Source organism: Geobacillus sp. WSUCF-018B, assembly GCF_002809985.1.
GTDB classification, from domain to species: Bacteria; Bacillota; Bacilli; order Bacillales; family Anoxybacillaceae; genus Geobacillus; species Geobacillus thermophilus.
On sequence record NZ_PIJF01000001.1, the window covers coordinates 170922 to 187954 of the forward strand.

The window sequence follows — 17033 nt, forward strand, 5'->3', positions numbered from 1 at the left end:
GGTTCATCGATGTTTTGGACACAATGGAAACATGGGGAAATGATCGCTGCACTCGTTGAGGAAGTCGAACGGCAAATTGCGCCGATCCATCGGCGCATCGACCGGATTGTCGATGCGAACCAATATCGCGTGCTCGACAGTTTCCGCCGCCACCAAGTGAGCGACGGGCATTTCATTCCGTCGACCGGGTATGGCTATGACGATATCGGTCGCGATACGCTTGACCGCATTTACGCCGACGTATTCGGGGCGGAAGCGGGGCTTGTGCGCCCGCAAATCATCTCCGGCACGCACGCGATTGCCATCGCTTTGTTCGGCGTTTTGCGCCCGGGCGATGAACTGCTTTACATCACCGGCGCTCCGTACGATACGCTTGAGGAAATCGTTGGCATCCGCGGCCGCGGCGTCGGCTCGCTGAAAGAGTTCGGCATCCGCTACCGGAGCGTGCCGCTGGCGGAGGACGGTTCCGTTGACTTTCAAGCCGTTCGCGGCGCGCTCCACGAGCGGACGAAAATGATCGGCATTCAGCGCTCGCGCGGTTATGCGACACGTCCGTCGTTTACGGTGGATGAAATCGCGGAAATGATCGCTTTTGTCAAAGCGATTAAACCCGACGTCGTCGTGTTTGTCGACAACTGCTACGGCGAGTTTGTGGAGGAGAAAGAGCCGTGCCATGTCGGCGCCGACTTGATGGCTGGCTCGCTCATTAAAAACCCGGGCGGGGGCTTGGCGAAAACGGGCGGCTATATTGTCGGAAAGCAAAAATACGTCGAAGCATGCGCTTACCGGATGACCTCGCCGGGCATCGGAGCGGAAGTCGGTCCGTCACTGTATGCGTTGCCGGAGATGTACCAAGGGTTTTTCCTCGCCCCTCACATTGTCGGCCAGGCGCTCAAAGGAGCGGTGTTTACGGCGGCGATGCTCGAGCGCATCGGGCTTTCGACATCGCCGTCGTGGAAGGAGAAGCGCACGGACCTTGTGCAATCGGTCCGCTTTGACGATCCAGAACAAATGGTTGCTTTTTGTCAAGCCATCCAAGCCGCTTCTCCAGTCAACGCCCATTTTACCCCGCACCCAAGCGAGATGCCGGGCTATGAAGACAAAGTCATCATGGCGGCCGGCACGTTCGTGCAGGGCGCGAGCATCGAGCTGACGGCAGACGGGCCGCTGCGGCCCCCATATGTCGCCTACGTGCAAGGCGGGCTGACGTATTCACACGTCAAAATCGCCATTTGTTCAGCCGTCCACCGTCTGCTTGAGCAACAGCTCATTTGTTTGTGAGAAAATATGACGCATCATTGACTGTTTTCTTGACATTATGGTAAAATGAAGGTATCAAAAGCGAGGAGGAATTGGCATGAGCAGTCATATTCGTCGTTCCATGCCATTGTTTCCGATTGGGATCGTGATGCAGCTGACTGACTTATCCGCCCGCCAAATCCGCTATTACGAAGAGCACGGCCTCGTCACGCCGGCGCGCACCGAGGGCAACCGGCGGCTGTTTTCACTCAACGACATCGACCGTTTGCTCGAGATTAAAGACTTGATTGACCAAGGCGTAAACCTCGCCGGCATCAAGCAAATTTTCGCCGCCCGGCAAGAAGGGCGCCATGAGCAGCCGGAAAAGGTCGAAAAAGTGGGGAAACCGAAGCTGTCGGACGAAGAACTGCGCGAAATTTTGCGGAATGAATTGCTGCAGGCCGGACGGTTTCAGCGCGCATCGCTTCGCCAAGGAGATCTCGCTCGCTTCTTTCACTAAGGATTGAGAAATGATTTCGGAGCCGGGGGAGGAGTTTCAATCATGGCAAAATATACGCGCGAAGACATTATGCGCATCGTCAAAGAAGAAAACGTCAAGTACATTCGCCTGCAATTCACCGATATTTTGGGGACGATCAAAAACGTCGAAATCCCGATCAGCCAACTTGAGAAAGCGCTCAATAATAAAATGATGTTTGACGGGTCTTCGATCGAGGGGTTTGTCCGCATCGAAGAATCGGACATGTATTTGTATCCGGATTTGGACACGTTTGTCATCTTCCCGTGGACATCGGAAAAAGGAAAAGTCGCCCGCTTTATTTGCGACATTTACAATGCGGACGGCACGCCGTTTGAAGGCTGCCCGCGCTACAATTTAAAGCGCGTGTTGAAAGAGATGGAAGCGCTCGGCTTTACGGCGTTCAACTTGGGAGCGGAACCGGAGTTTTTCCTCTTTAAGCTCGATGAAAATGGCCGTCCGACGATGGAACTGAACGACCGCGGCGGCTACTTCGACTTGGCGCCGACCGACTTAGGGGAAAACTGCCGGCGCGATATCGTGCTTGAGCTTGAGGAGATGGGCTTTGAAATTGAAGCGTCGCACCATGAAGTTGCCCCGGGCCAGCACGAGATCGATTTTAAATACGCCCATGCCATCAAAGCGTGCGACGACATTCAAACGTTTAAACTCGTTGTCAAAACGATCGCCCGCAAACATGGGCTGCATGCGACGTTTATGCCGAAGCCGATTTTTGGGATTAACGGTTCGGGAATGCACTGCAACTTGTCGCTGTTTCGCAACAACGAAAACGCCTTTTTTGATCCGAACGGCGATTTGCAGTTGAGCGATACGGCCCGGCAGTTTATTGCCGGCGTGTTGAAGCATGCGCCGAACTTTACAGCTGTCACCAACCCGACGGTCAACTCGTACAAGCGGCTTGTTCCGGGGTACGAGGCGCCATGTTATGTCGCCTGGTCGGCGCGCAACCGCAGCCCGCTCATCCGCATTCCGGCTTCGCGCGGCATGAGCACGCGCATTGAAGTGCGCAGCGTCGATCCGGCGGCGAACCCGTACTTGGCGATGGCCGTGCTGTTGGCGGCCGGGCTTGACGGCATTCGCAACAAGCTCACTCCTCCGGCGCCGGTTGACCGAAACATTTACGTCATGACGAAAGAAGAGCGGCTTGAAGAAGGCATTGTCGATTTGCCGGCCACGCTCATCGAAGCGCTCGACAATTTAAAATCGGACGAGGTGATCGTTCAAGCGCTCGGCAAACATTTGTTTGAGCACTTCGTCGAGGCGAAAGAAATCGAGTGGGATATGTACCGGACGACGGTTCATCAATGGGAATTGGATCAATATATGGAACTGTATTAAACATGAAAAAAGCTGTCCAAGTGGGGACAGCTTTTTTTGTCGTTATGATGGCCGGCTGGGCTGCAGCGTGAGAGCGACAGCGCAGCCCCTTCTGCCGGTCAGTCAATCAGGCGATACACGCCGATCACTTTGCCAAGAATGGTGCAGTCGCGAACGATGATCGGCTCAAGGTGGGCGTTTTCCGGCTGCAGGCGGATATGGTCCTTTTCTTTGAAAAACCGCTTCACTGTCGCCTCATTCTCTTCCGTCATGGCGACGACGATGTCGCCGTTGTTGGCCGATGACTGCTGGCGGACGATGACGTAGTCGCCGTCTAAAATGCCGGCTTCGATCATGCTGTCGCCCATCACTTCAAGCATAAACAGCTGCTCCTCCCCGGCGGCGAGCCGCTTCGGCAGCGGAAAATAATCCTCGATGTTTTCGACCGCGGTGATCGGCTGGCCGGCTGTCACTTTGCCGATGATCGGCACGGAAATGATCTCCTCTTTTTTCCCCGCTGTTTCCGCATCGCTGTCCAAAATTTCAATGGCGCGCGGCTTGGTTGGGTCGCGGCGAATGTATCCTTTGCTCTCCAGGCGCGCAAGGTGGCCGTGAACAGTGGAGCTCGACGCCAGACCGACCGCTTCCCCAATCTCCCGGACGGATGGGGGGTAGCCTTTCGTTTTCACTTCGTGCTTAATAAACTCTAAAATTTGCTGCTGCCGTTTGGACAGTTTTGTCATCCTTTTTCACACCTCTTGCCACATCATTTGTTTTTATTATAGCACGGAGCAGATGAAAAAACAAACATAAGTTCGAGTTTTTTTGTTGACACAAACAAGTGTTCCTGATTATAATTAAAGAAAAAAGCGAACAAACATTCTAGGTGGGGTGGAGAATATGAAAAAAGGGTTGATGCACTATGTCGTTTTTTCCGTCTTGCTCGCCCTGATGCTGGCTGCATTCGTTTACGCCGGCGATCCGGTCGATCCGAACGAATACATGACCGTAACGGTGGCTTCCGGCGACACGCTTTGGGGGTTGGCGAGGCAGTATGAAGAGGAGCATGGACTGACGCCGGGCGAGTTTATCCGCTGGGTGGTGGAGGTAAACCATCTGTCGGGCCCGCGCCTTACAGCAGGGGAACAAATCGTCATTCCTGTGTTAAAATCAAAGCATGGCGGCTCATTGGCCGTCAACCGGTGACAGAAGGAAGGGATGGCCATGAAGGCAGTCATTTACTGCCGCGTCAGCACGGACAAAGCGGAGCAGGAAACGTCGCTGGCCAGGCAGCGGGCCGAGCTCGAGAAGCTGGCGGCCGACTGTGGCTTTGAAGTTGTCAAGGTGATTGCCGAACAGGCGAGCGGCTATGAAGCCGACCGCGACGGCGTGTTGGAGCTGTTGTCGCTTTGCGAAGAACATCAAGTTGATGCTTTGCTCATTCAAGATGAAACGCGGCTCGGGCGCGGCCACGCGCGCATGGCGGTGCTGCATTGCCTGAAAAAGAGGGGCGTGAAAATTTACAGCGCCAGCCATCGCGGGGAGATGCCGCTGTCAGAGGCCGATGAAATGGTGCTGTCGATCATCGCCATTGTCGAAGAGTATCAGCGGAAAATACATAACGCCAAAATTCGCCGCGGCATGCGGCGGGCTGTCGAGCGCGGCTACCGGCCGGACCGGAACTTGACGCGGCGCGGCGAGAACGCCGGGCGCGACCGGGTCGAGCTGCCGGTTGAAGAAATCGTCCGCCTGCGCGGGCACGGCTTAACGTTTGCGGAGATCGCCGCCACGCTCCGAAGCTTCGGTTACGAGGCGTCCAAAGCGACCGTCCATCGCCGCTACCAAGAATATATGGACGGGCAGCAGGAGCGGCATTGACCATATGATGCGTCCGTCCGTCGAGCGACGGACGGCAAACGAAGGCGGGCGAGCGCCATCGTTGCCATCTTCCCGTTTCATCGGATAAGATAAAACAAAACGATACCATGGCAGATAGGGGAAGATGACTCATGCTTGCCAAACATAAATTAGCCCGCATTAATGAACTGGCGAAAAAAGCGAAAACCGGCGGCTTGTCGGCCGAGGAGACGCTGGAACAGGCGAAGCTGCGCCGGGAATACATTCAAGCGTTCCGCAAGGCGATGACCGATATGCTTCATACGGTGACGGTCATCGACCCAAACGGCCACGACGTGACGCCGCAAAAATTGAAGGAAAGTCAGCGGCGGCGCCTCCATTAAACGGTCGGAAGAGGGGCCCGGAAAATAACGTTGTACAAGCCGTTCGATTTTCTATATGATAGTAGATGACACCATGTTGATGAAAGGGAGGAAAACAATGGCGCATTCGATCGAAGAATTAGCGATTACCACCATTCGAACGCTGTCGATTGACGCGATCGAAAAAGCGAAATCCGGGCACCCGGGCATGCCGATGGGCGCGGCCCCGATGGCGTATACGCTCTGGACGAAATTTATGAACCATAATCCAGCGAATCCCAACTGGTTTAACCGCGACCGGTTTGTTTTGTCCGCTGGGCACGGGTCGATGCTGCTTTACAGCCTGCTTCATCTAAGCGGCTACGATGTCACGATGGACGACTTGAAACAGTTCCGCCAATGGGGAAGCAAAACGCCGGGGCATCCGGAATACGGCCATACGCCAGGGGTGGAGGCAACGACCGGCCCGCTCGGCCAAGGGATCGCGATGGCGGTCGGCATGGCGATGGCGGAACGGCATTTGGCTGCTACATACAACCGCGACGGGTTTGAGATCATCAATCATTATACGTACGCCATTTGCGGCGACGGCGATTTGATGGAAGGAGTGGCGAGCGAAGCGGCGTCACTCGCCGGCCACTTGAAGCTCGGCCGCTTGATCGTTCTGTATGATTCGAACGACATTTCCCTTGACGGGGAGCTCAACCTGTCGTTCTCGGAAAACGTCGCCCAACGTTTCCAAGCGTACGGCTGGCAATATTTGCGCGTCGACGATGGCAACAACATCGAAGAAATCGCCAAAGCGCTCGAGGAGGCGCGGGCGGACCTTGACCGGCCGACGCTCATCGAAGTGAAAACGACGATCGGCTATGGCGCGCCAAATAAAGCGGGCACGTCCGGCGTCCACGGCGCTCCGCTCGGCGCCCAAGAGGCGAAGCTGACGAAGGAAGCGTACCGCTGGACGTTTTCCGAAGATTTCTACGTGCCGGATGAAGTGTACGCTCATTTCCGGGAAACGGTGCAAGAGGCCGGTGCGAAAAAAGAAGCGGAGTGGAATGAGCGCTTCGCTGCTTACGAGCGGGCGCATCCGGAATTGGCCGCCCAGCTGAAGCAGGCGATCGAAGGCAAGCTTCCGGATGGCTGGGAGGCGGCGCTGCCGGTGTATGAAGCGGGCAAAAGCTTGGCGACCCGCTCGTCATCCGGGGAAGTGATCAACGCCATTGCCAAAGCGGTGCCGCAGCTGTTCGGCGGTTCGGCTGACCTAGCAAGCTCGAACAAAACGCTTATCAAAGGCGGCGGCAACTTCTTGCCGGACAGCTATGAAGGGCGCAACATTTGGTTTGGCGTGCGCGAGTTTGCCATGGGCGCGGCGTTAAACGGCATGGCGCTTCATGGCGGAGTGAAAGTGTTCGGCGGCACGTTCTTCGTGTTCTCTGACTATTTGCGTCCGGCGATTCGGCTGGCGGCGCTCATGGGCTTGCCGGTCATCTACGTCTTGACGCACGACAGCATCGCCGTCGGGGAAGACGGCCCGACGCACGAGCCGATCGAACATCTCGCTTCGCTTCGGGCGATGCCGAACTTGTCAGTCATCCGGCCGGCTGACGCGAACGAAACGGCGGCCGCCTGGCGGCTGGCGCTCGAGTCGACGGACAAGCCGACCGCACTCGTCTTGACGCGTCAAGATGTGCCGACATTGCCGACAACCGCTCAGTTGGCGTATGAAGGCGTGAAAAAAGGCGCGTACGTCGTTTCACCGGCGAAAAACGGCGCTCCGGAGGCGCTGCTGTTGGCGACCGGTTCGGAGGTGAGCTTGGCGGTGAAAGCGCAGGAAGCGCTCGCCGCCGATGGCATCGACGTCGCTGTTGTCAGCATGCCATCGTGGGACCGCTTCGAAGCGCAGCCAAAATCGTACCGCGATGAAGTGCTTCCGCCGGCCGTGACGAAGCGGCTCGCCATTGAAATGGGCGCGTCGCTCGGTTGGGAGCGCTACGTCGGCGCCGAGGGCGACATTTTGGCCATCGACCGATTCGGCGCTTCTGCTCCAGGAGAGAAAATTATGGCGGAATATGGATTTACCGTTGACAACGTCGTCCGCCGCGTGAAAGCATTGCTCGGCAAGTAATCGGGAAAGCTGCCCTTGCGTTGTTGCAGGGGCAGCTTGTTTTTGGGAAAGATGGCTGCACCTTGGTCACGTATTTTCGGGGGGAATCGAGAATCAAAGGCTTGCTCGTGACGTGTTGGCCTGTTTGCGGCCGCATGGCCACCGCAAACAAAAATCGACAATGTTAGTGAAAAAACTTGCCGTTAATAGACATATTTTTCCCCTTTCCTTTTCTATAATAGAAAATAGATGAACAGAAATGGGGGATGGGGCATGGTCCGCTATTGGATTTATTTGTTGAATGACGATGTGGCGTCGCATTACCGCCATCGGGCAGAAAAAATTGTCGAACTGCTTCGTGAGCATCAATACGCGAAAGCGCCGCTGAAGGCGATTTGCCGCAAGCAAGTCGAATTTATCACCGAACGGCTGTCATTTTCGCGCCTGGAACTTGGCTTAAAGCAATATTTTGCCGGCCGCGTCGGCAAAAATTTGGAGCGCAATATGTTTGTTTTGCAAAACGACGCCGGCGAGGAAGCGTTGCTTGTCGTGCAAAAGCGCCGCTTGCTTCTTGTCGCTGACAGCGCGCCGCTTGCCGCGGACATCGGGCGGGCGCTCGCTCGGCTTTCGCCGACGTTTTTGGCGGTCGACGCTGATTTTGCCGACTACTATTGGTTGTCTGCGCCGGCGCAAGGAAGAAAATTTGCGTAATGAAAAGATTTTTGTCGCGAAATATTGTCTAATGACGCATCGTTTAGTACACTGTTAGGGAGACAACAAGAAGGAGGAAAAGCGCTGTATGTGGGGTACGATTCTCGTTGGTGTGCTGGCGCTCATCGCCGGTATGGCGATCGGGTTTTTCATCGCCCGCAAAACGATGATCAATTATTTAAAGAAAAACCCGCCGATCAATGAACAAATGATTCGCATGATGATGATGCAAATGGGCATGACCCCGTCGCAAAAGAAAATCAATCAAATGATGAAAATGATGAACAATCAACTGAAATAAGCAAAACAGACACTCGATCGAGAGTGTCTTTTTATTTTGCCAAAATGTTCTTTCAAAATTTTTCTAGTTTTGTTACAATAATATGGCGATTGTTCGTCAGCCAAATGAAAGGAGGGCGGGCCTTATGCGCGTGTTTCGCGATTTGTTTTGGTTTTTCCGTCAAGAAAAGAAGGCGTATATCACCGGCATTTTCGTGCTTGTCATCGTGGCGTTTTTGGAGACAGTCCCGCCGAAAGTGATCGGCTTGTTGGTCGATCATATGAAAAACGGCACGATGACAAAAGAAGTGCTCATCCGCTGGATCGCCGTCCTCGCCGCCGTTGCGGCGGCGCTTTACGGGCTCCGCTACGCTTGGCGCATTTTCATTTTCGGTTCGGCGGTCAAGCTTGCCCGCCAGCTGCGCAACGAGCTGTATCAGCATTTTACGAACATGTCGCCGTCGTTTTACCAGCGGAAGCGGATCGGCGATTTAATGGCCCATGCGACCAATGATTTGCAGGCGATTCAACAAACGGCGGGAAGCGGCATCTTAACGCTCGTCGACTCGGTGACGCTCGGCGGGTTTGTCCTGGCGACGATGGCGATATCGATCAGCTGGAAGCTGACGTTGATCAGCCTGCTGCCGCTGCCGGTGATGGCATGGGCGACAAGCCGGTATGGGGCGATGCTGCATGAACGGTTTTTAACGGCGCAAGCGGCGTTTTCGTCGCTGAACGACAAGGTGCAGGAAAGCGTCAACGGCATCCGCGTCATCAAGGCGTTCGGCTATGAGGAACACGATGTCGAGGCGTTTCGCCGTCAATCGGAAGACGTCGTGGCGAAAAACGTTGCCGTCGCCAAAATTGACGCCTTGTTTGATCCGACGATCGGGCTGCTTGTTGGGCTGTCATTTTTTCTCGCTGTGGCGTTTGGCAGCCAAATGGTTTTGGCGGGCGAATTGACGATCGGCGAGCTTGTGTCGTTTACGACCTACCTTGGCCTGCTTATTTGGCCGATGTTGGCGTTCGGCTGGCTGTTTAACATTGTTGAGCGAGGGCGTGCTTCGTACGACCGGGTGCGGGCGCTGTTGGCTGAACAAGATGAAATCAACGAACGTCCGGATGCCCTTCACATCGCTCCGCAAGGCGACATTGAGTATGATGTTCGTCAATTTGCCTATCCGGGGGAGGCGAAGCCGGCGCTTCGGGGCATTCGTTTTCAGCTCAAGCGTGGGGCGACGCTTGGCGTCGTCGGCAAAACGGGGGCGGGAAAAACGACGTTGCTTCGCCTGCTGCTGCGCGAGTTTGACGGCTATGACGGCGAGATTCGCTTCGGCGGCCGCGACATCCGCGATTATACGCTTTTCGCGCTCCGTTCGGCGATCGGCTACGTGCCGCAAGACCATTTCTTGTTTTCTGCCTCCATCCGCGACAACATCGCCTTTGCCAAGCCGGAAGCCGGAGAGGACGAGGTCGTACGGGCGGCGCGGCTGGCCGACATTCATGATGACATTTTGCAGTTTCCCGACGGGTATGAGACAGTCATCGGCGAGCGCGGAGTTTCCCTATCCGGCGGGCAAAAACAGCGGCTGTCCATCGCCCGGGCGCTTCTCATTGACCCAGAAGTGCTCATTTTTGATGACGCGTTGTCGGCTGTGGATGCGAAGACCGAGGCGCGGATTTTAGCGGCGCTCAAACAGGAGCGGCGCGGAAAAACGACGATCATCGCCGCTCATCGTTTAAGCGCGGTTGAGCATGCCGATTGGATTCTCGTCCTTGACGGGGGACGAATTGTGCAGGCCGGAACGCACGAGCAGCTGATGACAGAAGACGGCTGGTATCGTGACATGCACCGGCGCCAACAGCTTGAGGCGCTTGCGGAGTAACAACAGACCTGAACGTTCGAGCTCCCGCCAAAAACGAGCGGAGCGAAAAGCTTGAAAATACAAGTTGTTTGTGGAATAGGGGGAAGTGGATGAACGACCGATGGTTGACAACAAAAGAGCAGCGGCGCGTTTTATGGCGGCTGCTCGCTTATATGGGAAGATACAAAAAAGAAACTGCGCTTGCGTTTGCGCTTCTTCTGTTGGCAACGGCCGGGGAGCTTTCCGGCCCGTATTTGGTGAAAGTGTTCATTGATGACTATTTGGTGCCGGGCCGCCTCGCTTTTGGACCGGTGGCGGCGCTGGCCGCCGCCTATCTCGGCGTGCTCGTCTTGAAAACGATCATTTCCTACTTCCAGCTTGTCGAGTTTCAGCGGCTCGCTTTGTACGTCATTCAAGCGCTGCGGATGGATGTGTTTGCGAAAGTGCACCGGCTCGGGATGAGCTATTTTGACCGGACGCCGGGCGGAAGCATCGTTTCGCGGGTGACGAACGATACAGAAGCGATCAAGGACATGTTCATCAGCGTCCTAGCGGCCTTTGTGCAAAACGGCTTGTTTGTCATCGGCGTGTTTGTCGCTATGTTTTCGCTTGATGCTAAGCTTGCGTTGTTTTGCCTGTTCATCCTCCCGGCGATCGCGTTCATCATGCACACATACCGCCGCTACAGCTCAGTGTTTTATCAAGAGATGCGCGAACGGCTGAGCGAACTGAACGCCAAATTGAACGAATCGCTGCAAGGAATGGCCGTCATTCAAGCGTTCCGCCAGCAGCGCCGTTTATATCAAGAGTTTGCCGCCGTCAATGAAGCGCATTACAAGGCGGGGATGAAAAACATCCACCTTGATGGACTGCTGCTTCGACCGGCGATCGATGTGGTGTATATGTTGTCGATCATGGTCGTGCTCAGCTTTTTTGGCATCACGGCGCTTGATGGCCCAGTTGAGATCGGAGTGCTGTATGCGTTTGTCAACTATTTGGAGCGCTTTTTCGAACCGGTGACGCAAATGATGATGCGCCTGTCTCTTTACCAGCAGGCGATCGTTTCCGCCTCTCGCGTGTTTGCCCTTCTTGATCATCAAGAAGAGGCGCCGGCCAATCCAAATCGGTCGCCGCATGTGATCGAGCGCGGGGAAATCGAATTTCGGGATGTCAGCTTTTCCTACGACGGCAAACGGGATGTGCTGAAACGGCTGTCGTTTGTCATCCGTCCAGGTCAGACGGTCGCGTTTGTCGGCCATACCGGCAGCGGCAAAAGTTCGATCATCAACTTGCTCATGCGCTTTTATGAGTTTGACCGCGGCGATATTTTGCTTGACGGCCGGTCGATCCGCGATTACTCGCGCGCCGAGCTGCGCCGCCGCCTCGGCCTTGTCTTGCAAGATCCGTTTTTGTTTTACGGGACGGTCAAAGAGAACATTCGCATGTATAATCAGGAACTGGACGACGAAGCCATTAAGGAGGCCGCTCGGCTCGTGCAGGCCGATGCGTTTATTGAGCAATTGCCCGGCGGCTACGACCATGTGCTCGCCGAGCGCGGGGCGACGTTATCAAGCGGTCAGCGCCAGCTTCTTTCCTTTGCTCGCACGATCGCTGCTGATCCGAAAATTTTGGTGCTCGATGAGGCGACCGCCCATATTGACACCGAAACAGAGGAAGCGATTCAAGATGCGCTCATGCGCATGCGAAAAGGGCGGACGACGATCGCCATCGCCCACCGTCTATCAACGATTCAAGACGCTGATCAAATTTTCGTCCTCCACCGCGGCGAAATCATCGAGCGCGGTACGCATCAGCAACTGCTGGCGCAAAAAGGGCTTTACTACCAAATGTACTTGCTGCAAAACGGCCTCGTCGACGTCCATGCGTAAATGGCGGCGTTTTGCCGCCCCTGCTTGGAACAAAAAGAAGAAAGCGCCATGTCCCGCCTAGCGGGAGGCGCTTTGCTTTCGCCGCTTGGTTTGTTCGCGTTGATAGGCATTGAGCAACGTGTCAAGTTCTTTGCTGATTTTCATGGCCGCCGCCGAGTTTAACCCCGTTTTGGCCACCGTGTCGACAAGCTCCATCCGCTTTTGTTCAATCAAGGTCAACAATTTGCATTTCGGCACGAATCGACCGTCCTTTGCTTGAAGTATTGTGTATGGTGCTTTATACTATTTTATCAGTGAACGCAAAAATGGAAAATAGAAAAATTGACCAGGAACAATGAGAAACACGTTACGGGAAGAAGGAATTCTGCTAAAATAAAAAGTAAAAAAGCAGGGGCTGGTTCACCAATGAATGATCTCAATCTATTTTTAGCGTTCGGCGCCGGGTTTTTGTCGTTTATTTCTCCGTGCTGCTTGCCGCTTTATCCGGCGTTTTTATCGTATATCACCGGCGTGTCGGTCAGCGAGCTGAAAGAGGAAAACGCAATGCTGAACCGCCGCAGCTTATGGCATACGCTTTGCTTTTTGCTCGGCTTCTCGCTCATTTTTATCTCGCTTGGCTTTGGCACCTCGCTGCTTGGAAGGCTGTTTGTTGATTATCAAGATGCGATCCGGCAAATCGGCGCGGTCGTGATCGTTGCTCTCGGCCTCGTCGTCGCCGGGTTGTGGAAGCCGGCGTTTTTGCTGAAAGACCGGCGCATTTCGTTTCGTGAACGGCCATCGGGATATGTCGGCTCTGTGCTGATTGGCATGGCGTTTGCTGCCGGTTGGACGCCGTGCATGGGGCCGATTTTGGTGGCGGTTGTCGCTCTAGCCGCAACCAACCCGGGCTCAGGAATGGTGTATATGCTTGCTTATACGCTCGGATTTGCCGTTCCGTTTTTCATTTTGTCGTTTTTTATCGGCAAGTTGCAATGGATTCGCCGCCATAGCGCGTCCATCATGAAGGTGGGCGGCTATGTCATGGTGGCGATGGGCGTCGTTTTGTACTTTGACTGGATGACAAAGCTGATTGCTTACACAACAAGCCTGTTTGGCGGATTTACCGGCTTTTAGCGGCAATGGAGCCGCCCTTTGTGCGGCTGTTGTTGGAGGAATATCGTTGAGGAGAGGGCGATGGAAAGATGGCTGCCATTTTAATTGCTGATGATGCGAAGTTTATGCGGGTAACGCTGGCCCGCATACTAGAAAAAGCGGATCACACTGTAGCCGGTGAGGCGGAAAACGGCAAAGAGGCGGTGGAGCTGTATCGCCGGCTGCGCCCCGATCTTGTCATCATGGACATTACGATGCCGGTCATGAATGGGATTGAAGCGGTGCGGGCGATTAAGGAGATCGATCCGGGGGCGAAAATCATCATCTGCTCGGCGCTCGGGCAGCAGCGTATGGTCGTTGAGGCCATTGAAGCCGGAGCGGCCGATTTCATCGTCAAGCCGTTTGAAGAAACCCGCGTGCTCGAGGCGATTGCCCGTCTTTTGTAAGCGAGCTTCGGCTCCGTACGCCAAGGAAGGCGCCGCTTATGACCGCCGGAAGACAGCTGGCTGCGTTTCTTTTAGCCGGCGAGAGGGGATGAGGCGAGTGCGATGTTTGACGAAGGCGGGGGCGGCTCGAGAGGACGGTAGGCAAGCGGAGCGGTTTTTGCTATAATAGCGTTGTCCGTGAATTTTGACGGAAGAAGGTGATGGCTTTGGCGTTCATTACATCGCTCATCGCCGTTGTGATGGCGTTTCTCATCTTTTTTGTGCGCATGAAGGCGTCGGAAAAGCCGACGAATGCCAAAAAAATTATTTTGCCGCCGCTGTTTATGAGCACCGGGGCGCTGATGTTCATCGATCCGGTTTTTCGCGTTACGCGCGGGGAACTGATCGAGGCGGTCATTCTTGGCCTGTTTTTCTCGCTGTTTCTCATTAAAACGTCGAAATTTGAAATTCGGGGCAATGATATTTATTTGAAACGCTCAAAATCCTTTATTTGGATTTTGCTCGGGTTGATTGTCATACGTCTTGGTTTGAAAACGTATTTAGGACGAACGATCGACTACCGCCAGTTAAGCGGCATGTTTTATTTGCTCGCGTTTTCGATGATCGTCCCATGGCGGATTGCGATGTACGTTTCGTATAGAAAGCTGGCGGCGCAGCTGAAACCGCCGGTGCTGACATAAAGAGCTGTCCCGCTGATGGACAGCTTCCTTTTTTGTTGCTCGAAGCCGCTTCACTTCGCTTCCTTGGAATGTTTCGCAGACGGAGGAGATGAAGTCGTCTGTCCCGGCCGAAAAAGCTGCTTGTTTGGGCCGCTTTTTTCATGCTGAAACAGACGAGAAAGCCGCCGGCCAGCCTTAGGATGAAAGGCGGAACGTCAGCGGCTTTCCAGTAAATGTTGATAAGGGGCGAGATCGATGTCTTTCGCCTGCAATGTCCGGATCAAAAATTTATGGTCACGCTTCGGTGTTGCCATGATATAGCCGCGGATCAACAAGTCGCGCGTGATGCGCGGCGCCTGCTCCTTCAAGGCAAGCTCGCCGATTTTGCCGGCGATCTTTTGCCGCGCGACGTCGCGGAACAATTCCGGCACAGGGCGAACCAATTCCTCAAGCAGCGCCTTTTCTTCTTCCCCCCATAAATGGCGGGTTTGTTCAATGTAATATTCCTGCCAGTCGAGCTCCGATTTTCCATCTTCTTTTGGCAGCCGCTTCAAAAACTTGCGGAACATGAAAAAGCCGCCGATCGACATCATGACAAGCAAAAAGACGACCCAAAGCAAAATAAACCAAAGAAACCACCCGGTCAGCACGATCCCCACCCCAACATGATGATCAACTGTTTTTGCCATAGGCAAGATTCGTCTACTATTATGTCGAATACTATTATGTCGAAAAGCTTGCTGTTTGGCAAGTTTCAAACAGCGGCTTGTTACGAAGCGTAATGCAACTGTAATGCAACTGTAAAAAAGCTTGTCCCACCTTACAGCGCCAATGGATTGAAAGCCGCCGGCCGCTTTGTATGGAAAAGATATACAGTGACGTTCCCTTCTTTGCCTGCTAATCTAGTAAACAAAGAAAAAAAGCCAAAAGGCAACGATGAGGGGGATGCGCAGAGTGAAAGTGAAAAAGACGATTGCAGCGCTCACGATCATTTGCTGTATGGCGTTAAGCTCTCATGGGCTGTCGGCGGAAGCGGCTGGCTCGTATACATACTATCAAGTGAAAAAAGGGGATACGTTGTCGAAGATCGCCAAACAATATCATACTACGGTTGCTTCGTTAAAGTTGTTAAACGGGTTAAAAAGCGATGTGATTTATGCCGGCGAAAAGATAAAAGTGCCGGCTGCGGCGAAGCGATCGGCTTCGGCGCCGGCAAAGAAGAAATCGATCTCATTAAGCGCCGCCGACCGGAAGCTGCTCGCCCAGCTTGTGCAGGCGGAGACCGGTTCGAGCGAGCCGTTTGCCGGCAAGGTGGAAGTGGCGCTTGTGATTTTAAACCGCACAAAGCATCCGGAGTTTCCAAAGACGGTGCGCGGCGTCATTTATCAAAAAACGAAATCCGGCTATGCGTTTGTGCCAGCCAAAACGGGGAAATTGACCCGCATTCAGCCGACCAAGCAAGATTACGAGGCGGTCGACAAGGCGCTAGCCTTATTCCCAAACGATCGCCGCGGCTCGCTTTATTTCTACAATCCGAAAATCACCAAAGACAAATGGATGTTGTCGCGTCCGGTGACGATTCGCATCGGGCACCATGTCTTCGCGAGATGAACGGGGTCGAATAAGGCCTCGTTCTTTTGTTTTGTGCATAGCGGCGGGCAGCCGGTGGTGACGCTTCTGATGGTGCATGCCCAAGATCATTTAATGACGGCGATCACGGTCAAGGATTTAGCCGCTGAATTCGTGGAGCTGTATGAAGCGCTCAAGCGGCAAACAACCGAATCATAATTGTCGTCGGCCGGCTTGTTGACCGGGTGAGGATGATTCGCTTCAACGGGAATGAACCCAAGGCGGGCGGCAACGGGCTGTTCTAGCGACCGCCCGCTTTGTTGATTTTACAATAATTTTATTATGTGAACATAAGGGCGCCAGCCGTTCAGCCCTCCCGGCTGCCGCCGGTCTCGGCTGAACGGAGAAGGAAAACTCCGCTTGTTTGCGTCACATATCGTGGCTTGTGTTGTGCTTTTGTCGCGTGTGATTGCGGTTCTTCACTTTTTTCGAACCGTCAAGCGGCTCCGGCTGCCCAGGATTGTCGCCTTTTGGGGCGTTTTTGCGCATATCTTTGCCGTCGTTTTTGTTCGTCATTTGTTGTCCCTCCTTTGTCCGTTAGCATGCGGCGTTGTGCTTTTGCTTATTCGGCGCATAATTTGCGCCCGGTTTGAAACGATAAGTAGTGAACGACCGCAATGACTGCGAAGGAGGGACGAGCCATGGTTTACCATAAAACGAAGCAAGAGGCGTTTCAAGCAGCGCAAAAGGCGACGATGGAAGCGAAAGAATGGCACGATCACTTGGTGCGTGATCAAGCCGACTACGGCCACCAGCTGGCCCATCTTCGGCAAGAAGTAAACGAGGCGTTCGCCCAAATTGAAAACGCGCTCGAAGTTGCCTCGGAAACGCAGCGCGTGCAGCTCGAAAAATTCCGCAGCGATTTGCAGGCGATCGTTGACGAAGTCAATGAAAACGAGTAAGGGAATGCCGGCGGCGGACATTCCCTTTTTTCATCCTATTTCGCGCAGGAGACTCCCACTTCAACGACCAAAGGGAGTAAGTGGGAGAGGAATGCGCGTTCCCCCCTTTCTTTTGTGTATGAT

The 17033-nt window shown here is 54.3% G+C and carries 20 protein-coding genes and 1 pseudogene; 17 read left to right on the forward strand and 4 right to left on the reverse strand.

Annotated features, from left to right (window positions below; genetic code table 11):
* The first annotated feature begins 9 nt into the window (after positions 1 to 9).
* The 3 genes from CV944_RS00865 to glnA all read left to right on the forward strand — a co-directional run bounded on the left by CV944_RS00865 (position 10) and on the right by glnA (position 3136).
* Positions 10 to 1281: a methionine gamma-lyase family protein gene (locus CV944_RS00865; RefSeq protein ID WP_047818179.1), complete on the forward strand. Its 1272-nt coding sequence runs from the start codon at positions 10 to 12 to the stop codon at positions 1279 to 1281.
* Between the two features lie 76 nt (positions 1282 to 1357).
* Positions 1358 to 1759 (forward strand): MerR family transcriptional regulator, encoded by a 402-nt coding sequence (locus CV944_RS00870; RefSeq protein WP_044744148.1) that lies wholly within the window; start codon positions 1358 to 1360, stop codon positions 1757 to 1759.
* A 42-nt stretch (positions 1760 to 1801) separates the two neighbouring features.
* Positions 1802 to 3136, forward strand: a complete 1335-nt coding sequence (gene glnA, locus CV944_RS00875; protein WP_033010129.1) for a type I glutamate--ammonia ligase — start codon at positions 1802 to 1804, stop codon at positions 3134 to 3136.
* Positions 3137 to 3234: 98 nt separating this feature from the next.
* Here glnA and lexA read toward each other — a convergent pair whose 3' ends face one another.
* Positions 3235 to 3858, reverse strand: coding sequence for a transcriptional repressor LexA (lexA, locus tag CV944_RS00880; protein WP_100658929.1), 624 nt, complete (start codon positions 3856 to 3858; stop codon positions 3235 to 3237).
* A gap of 157 nt (positions 3859 to 4015) precedes the next feature.
* On the opposite strand from lexA, the gene yneA reads away from it, so the two are divergent.
* The 8 genes from yneA (at position 4016) to CV944_RS00920 (ending at position 12182) form a co-directional block, all read left to right on the forward strand.
* Complete coding sequence (gene yneA, locus CV944_RS00885; protein WP_047818180.1) at positions 4016 to 4321, forward strand: cell division suppressor protein YneA; 306 nt, start codon at positions 4016 to 4018, stop codon at positions 4319 to 4321.
* Positions 4322 to 4339: 18 nt separating this feature from the next.
* Complete coding sequence (locus CV944_RS00890) at positions 4340 to 4993, forward strand: YneB family resolvase-like protein (RefSeq protein ID WP_033010334.1); 654 nt, start codon at positions 4340 to 4342, stop codon at positions 4991 to 4993.
* Positions 4994 to 5124: 131 nt separating this feature from the next.
* Positions 5125 to 5355 carry a DUF896 domain-containing protein gene (locus CV944_RS00895; protein ID WP_100658930.1) on the forward strand — a complete coding sequence of 77 codons (231 nt, stop codon included), beginning with the start codon at positions 5125 to 5127 and terminating at the stop codon, positions 5353 to 5355.
* Between the two features lie 97 nt (positions 5356 to 5452).
* Positions 5453 to 7459 (forward strand): transketolase, encoded by a 2007-nt coding sequence (tkt, locus tag CV944_RS00900; RefSeq protein ID WP_100658931.1) that lies wholly within the window; start codon positions 5453 to 5455, stop codon positions 7457 to 7459.
* 252 nt (positions 7460 to 7711) lie between these two features.
* Complete coding sequence (gene sirA / locus CV944_RS00905) at positions 7712 to 8149, forward strand: sporulation inhibitor of replication protein SirA (protein WP_100658932.1); 438 nt, start codon at positions 7712 to 7714, stop codon at positions 8147 to 8149.
* Positions 8150 to 8237: 88 nt separating this feature from the next.
* On the forward strand, positions 8238 to 8450 hold the full coding sequence (locus tag CV944_RS00910; RefSeq protein ID WP_063330732.1) for a YneF family protein: 213 nt from the start codon (positions 8238 to 8240) through the stop codon (positions 8448 to 8450).
* Between the two features lie 124 nt (positions 8451 to 8574).
* Entirely contained in the window at positions 8575 to 10314 is a 1740-nt protein-coding gene (locus tag CV944_RS00915) for an ABC transporter transmembrane domain-containing protein (RefSeq protein ID WP_100658933.1), read from the forward strand.
* Between the two features lie 89 nt (positions 10315 to 10403).
* Positions 10404 to 12182 (forward strand): ABC transporter ATP-binding protein, encoded by a 1779-nt coding sequence (locus tag CV944_RS00920; protein ID WP_011230835.1) that lies wholly within the window; start codon positions 10404 to 10406, stop codon positions 12180 to 12182.
* A gap of 57 nt (positions 12183 to 12239) precedes the next feature.
* Here the strand turns inward: CV944_RS00920 and CV944_RS00925 are convergent, their stop codons facing one another.
* Entirely contained in the window at positions 12240 to 12419 is a 180-nt protein-coding gene (locus CV944_RS00925; protein WP_011230836.1) for an aspartyl-phosphate phosphatase Spo0E family protein, read from the reverse strand.
* A 168-nt stretch (positions 12420 to 12587) separates the two neighbouring features.
* Between CV944_RS00925 and CV944_RS00930 the strand changes: the two genes are divergently transcribed.
* The 3 genes from CV944_RS00930 to CV944_RS00940 all read left to right on the forward strand — a co-directional run bounded on the left by CV944_RS00930 (position 12588) and on the right by CV944_RS00940 (position 14400).
* Positions 12588 to 13295: a cytochrome c biogenesis CcdA family protein gene (locus CV944_RS00930; RefSeq protein WP_100658934.1), complete on the forward strand. Its 708-nt coding sequence runs from the start codon at positions 12588 to 12590 to the stop codon at positions 13293 to 13295.
* A 68-nt stretch (positions 13296 to 13363) separates the two neighbouring features.
* On the forward strand, positions 13364 to 13720 hold the full coding sequence (locus CV944_RS00935) for a response regulator (RefSeq protein WP_100658935.1): 357 nt from the start codon (positions 13364 to 13366) through the stop codon (positions 13718 to 13720).
* A 200-nt stretch (positions 13721 to 13920) separates the two neighbouring features.
* Positions 13921 to 14400, forward strand: coding sequence for a CcdC family protein (locus CV944_RS00940; protein WP_369806423.1), 480 nt, complete (start codon positions 13921 to 13923; stop codon positions 14398 to 14400).
* Between the two features lie 194 nt (positions 14401 to 14594).
* Here the strand turns inward: CV944_RS00940 and CV944_RS00945 are convergent, their stop codons facing one another.
* Positions 14595 to 15029: a DUF2621 domain-containing protein gene (locus CV944_RS00945; RefSeq protein WP_100658940.1), complete on the reverse strand. Its 435-nt coding sequence runs from the start codon at positions 15027 to 15029 to the stop codon at positions 14595 to 14597.
* A 286-nt stretch (positions 15030 to 15315) separates the two neighbouring features.
* Here CV944_RS00945 and CV944_RS00950 point away from each other — a divergent pair, with 286 nt between their 5' ends.
* Both CV944_RS00950 and CV944_RS00955 read left to right on the forward strand, forming a co-directional pair.
* Positions 15316 to 15990: a cell wall hydrolase gene (locus CV944_RS00950; RefSeq protein ID WP_173426829.1), complete on the forward strand. Its 675-nt coding sequence runs from the start codon at positions 15316 to 15318 to the stop codon at positions 15988 to 15990.
* 42 nt (positions 15991 to 16032) lie between these two features.
* Positions 16033 to 16167 (forward strand): annotated as a pseudogene (locus tag CV944_RS00955) (PTS lactose/cellobiose transporter subunit IIA); the annotation flags it as partial.
* A gap of 210 nt (positions 16168 to 16377) precedes the next feature.
* Here the strand turns inward: CV944_RS00955 and CV944_RS00960 are convergent.
* On the reverse strand, positions 16378 to 16524 hold the full coding sequence (locus tag CV944_RS00960; protein WP_011230843.1) for a small acid-soluble spore protein P: 147 nt from the start codon (positions 16522 to 16524) through the stop codon (positions 16378 to 16380).
* A gap of 125 nt (positions 16525 to 16649) precedes the next feature.
* Between CV944_RS00960 and CV944_RS00965 the strand changes: the two genes are divergently transcribed.
* Positions 16650 to 16910 carry a hypothetical protein gene (locus tag CV944_RS00965; protein ID WP_011230844.1) on the forward strand — a complete coding sequence of 87 codons (261 nt, stop codon included), beginning with the start codon at positions 16650 to 16652 and terminating at the stop codon, positions 16908 to 16910.
* Positions 16911 to 17033 lie beyond the last annotated feature (123 nt).